The 2,712-nt window shown below is 72.7% G+C and carries 4 protein-coding genes; 1 reads left to right on the top strand and 3 read right to left on the bottom strand.

Features of this window, described 5'->3' with window-relative positions:
• The first annotated feature begins 150 nt into the window (after positions 1-150).
• Entirely contained in the window at positions 151-609 is a 459-nt protein-coding gene (locus tag G7A99_RS03725) for a hypothetical protein (RefSeq protein ID WP_018718605.1), read from the top strand.
• Between the two features lie 10 nt (positions 610-619).
• On the opposite strand, the gene G7A99_RS03730 is transcribed toward G7A99_RS03725, so the two are convergent.
• Genes G7A99_RS03730 through scpB form a run of 3 tightly spaced genes read right to left on the bottom strand, consistent with a single transcriptional unit; the run spans position 620 to position 2,689 of the window.
• The gene (locus G7A99_RS03730; RefSeq protein ID WP_026321138.1) at positions 620-1,273 is read right to left on the bottom strand and encodes an endonuclease III domain-containing protein; all 654 of its coding nucleotides are present in this window, start codon (positions 1,271-1,273) and stop codon (positions 620-622) included.
• 1 nt (position 1,274) lies between these two features.
• Complete coding sequence (rluB, locus tag G7A99_RS03735; RefSeq protein ID WP_163138918.1) at positions 1,275-2,102, bottom strand: 23S rRNA pseudouridine(2605) synthase RluB; 828 nt, start codon at positions 2,100-2,102, stop codon at positions 1,275-1,277.
• Positions 2,099-2,689: an SMC-Scp complex subunit ScpB gene (gene scpB / locus G7A99_RS03740; protein ID WP_163138919.1), complete on the bottom strand. Its 591-nt coding sequence runs from the start codon at positions 2,687-2,689 to the stop codon at positions 2,099-2,101. The genes rluB and scpB overlap by 4 nt, the downstream gene beginning before the upstream one ends.
• Positions 2,690-2,712 lie beyond the last annotated feature (23 nt).

Here is a 2,712-nt window from a genome sequence, read left to right on the forward strand (position 1 = left end):
CCGCGTTGGCTTGAAAAATATTGACACCCTTCACAGTCGGGGGACGGCGATCGGGCCTATGGTGGCCGGGATTACATTGGGGGCGGGGTTCGGCGTACCCACGTGAGCCCGCCCGGAACAATCCCAACCCACGGCAATGGACGCGACGACATGGACGCAGCACGCGCTGTCGAGAGGATTATTGGGTCCGGCTACCGCCTGGCCAGCATCCACACCACGGACGGAGACCGGCTCGTGGCGCTGTTCAAGCGCCTGACGCTGACCACGGGCCGCGCGGTCTACCACTGGCGCGCCGGCGCCGGACTCTACCGGCTGGGGATCGAGCATATCCTCATCCCCCGCACCCGCACCCCCTCGGAAGTCCTCTCCTACATCCGGGCGAGCCGCCACTTCGGGATCTACGTCCTGGAGGGCTTCGACGAGGCGCTCCGGCGCCAGTCCGTCGCCGACGACCTCACCGCCATTGCGGACGGCGCCGGCGACACCCAGCGGCTGGTCGTGTTCGTCGGTGAGGCCCCGCCGATGCCGGCATCGCTGGAGGGCCGCGTCGCCCGCGTCCGCCACAACGGCACCAGCGAGGCCCCGCGGACCGCCGGCACCCCGGGCTGACACCGGCGCCTCACCCCTGCCCGGCCGCCACACCGCGCTTCCCGCACAGGTCCGTCACCGGGCACTCCGCGCAGCGCGGCCGCGGCCGGCAGTGCTCCTTGCCCAGCTCGACCAGATAGGCATGGTAGTGCTGATACGCCTGCGGCGTGCCCGCCAGGGTCGTTTCCAGGCGCTCACGCAGCCCCTCGTAGGGCGGCTCGTCATCGAGCCAGCCGTAGCGCCCGAGGATGCGATAGGTGTAGGCGTCCACCACGAAGACCGGACGGTAAAAGGCATAGAGGACGATGTCGTCCGCCGTCTCCCGGCCGACGCCGTGGATGTCCAGCAGATACGCCCGCAGTGACGGCGTCTCCCTCGCCGCCAGCCCCTCGGCGCCGCCGGCGGCCCGCCAGGCGGCGCACAGGGCCTGAAGCCGCCGCGTCTTCACGTTGAAGTAGCCGGCCGGGCGTATCGCCTCCGCCAGGGTCTCGTGGGGGGCATCGCCCATGGCGGCCGGGTCCAGAAGCCCGGCCTCGGTCAGCCCGGCCATGGCCCGTTCGACGTTACGCCAGGCGGTGTTCTGGGTGAGCACCGCGCCCACCGCCACCTCGAAGGCATCGCGTGCGGGCCACCAGCCGAGATCGCCGTACGTGGCCTCCAGCCGCTCGAAAAGCCCGGCGAGCACGTCAGCGCCGTCCCTGGCGGCGCCCTCCGCCGCCACGCCCGGTACGGGGCCGGCGCCGCTCCGCGGTGTCGGCCACGGGCAGGCCGACGAGCTCGTAGAGCTGGCGCACCTCGCCGGGCTTGAGCGTCGCGTGCTGTCCCTGGCGCAGCCGCGGCGGCAGCTCCACCGGTCCGAACTGCACGCGGATCAGGCGGCTGACCTGCAGCCCCTGGGACTCCCAGAGCCGGCGCACCTCGCGGCGACGCCCCTCGCGCAGGCGCACCCGGAACCACTCGTTGGCCGCCTCCTCCGGCGACAGCGGCTCCACGGACTCGAATCGCGCCGGGCCGTCCTCCAGGGTCACCCCCTCGGTGAGCCGGGCGATGACATCGTCGCCCACCCCGCCGAACACGCGGACCGCGTAGTCCCGGGGCAGGCGATAGCGCGGATGCATCAGGCGGTTGGCGAGCTCGCCGTCGGTGGTGAACAGCAGCAGCCCCGAGGTGTTCACGTCGAGGCGCCCCACCACCACCCACCGCCCCCGGCGCAGCTGCGGCAACCGATTGAACACCGTCGGCCGGCCCTCGGGGTCGGAGCGGGTGGTCACCTCGCCGGCGGGCTTGTGGTAGATCAGCACCTGCCGCGGCGGCGGCTCCACCGCGGTGCGGCCCAGCGGCCGGCCGTCCACCGTGATCCGGGCGTGCGGGCTGACCCGGTCGCCCAGGGTCGCGGCACGGCCGTCCACGCGGACCCGGCCGTCGCGGATCAGCGCCTCCATCTGCCGGCGCGAACCCATGCCCGCGCGGGCGAGCACCTTCTGCAGTTTCTCGGTCCCGGCGGTGTCGGTCATGTCGTCTCCCCGTCGTCCCCGGCCTCCGGCAGCCGCAGGTCCAGCTCCGGGTGCTCGGCGTCCGGGTCGCGCAGCTCCATCAGCGTCGGCAACTCGTCCAGCCCCTTGAGGTTGAAGTAATCCAGAAAAGCCCGGGTCGTGCCGAACACCGCCGGCCGCCCCGGCATCTCGCGGTGCCCGACGACGCGCACCCAGCCCCGGTCCTGGAGGGTGCGCATGATCGAGCTCGCCACGCTCACGCCGCGGATCTCCTCGATCTCGCCGCGCGAGATCGGCTGGCGGTAGGCGATGATGGCGAGGGTCTCCAGCAGCGCCCGGGAATAGCGCCCGGGGCGCTCCTCCCACAGCCGCGACACCCAGGGCGCCAGGTCCTCGCGCACCTGGATCCGGTAGCCGCTCGCGACCTCCGAGAGCTCGATGCCCCGGCCCTCGTAGTCCGCCGCCAGCGCCGTCAGGGCCTCTCGCACCGTCGCCGGTGCGGGCATCTCATGGTCGGCGAACAGCCCCCGCAGACGCTCCACGGACAGCGGCTCGTTGGCGGCGAGCAGCGCGGCCTCGAGGATGTGACGCAGCTCGGGCTCACTCATCGTCGTCGTCCTCCGGGGCATCA

It is taken from the genome of Arhodomonas sp. KWT (genome assembly GCF_010993615.1).

What these genes read in the sequence shown, in the direction of transcription:
- G7A99_RS03725 (WP_018718605.1), top strand. Translation starts at nt 151, where the DNA reads ATGGACGCAGCACGCGCTGTCGAGAGGATTATTGGGTCCGGCTACCGC.
- rluB (WP_163138918.1), bottom strand. Translation starts at nt 2,102, where the DNA reads ATGACCGACACCGCCGGGACCGAGAAACTGCAGAAGGTGCTCGCCCGC.
- scpB (WP_163138919.1), bottom strand. Translation starts at nt 2,689, where the DNA reads ATGAGTGAGCCCGAGCTGCGTCACATCCTCGAGGCCGCGCTGCTCGCC.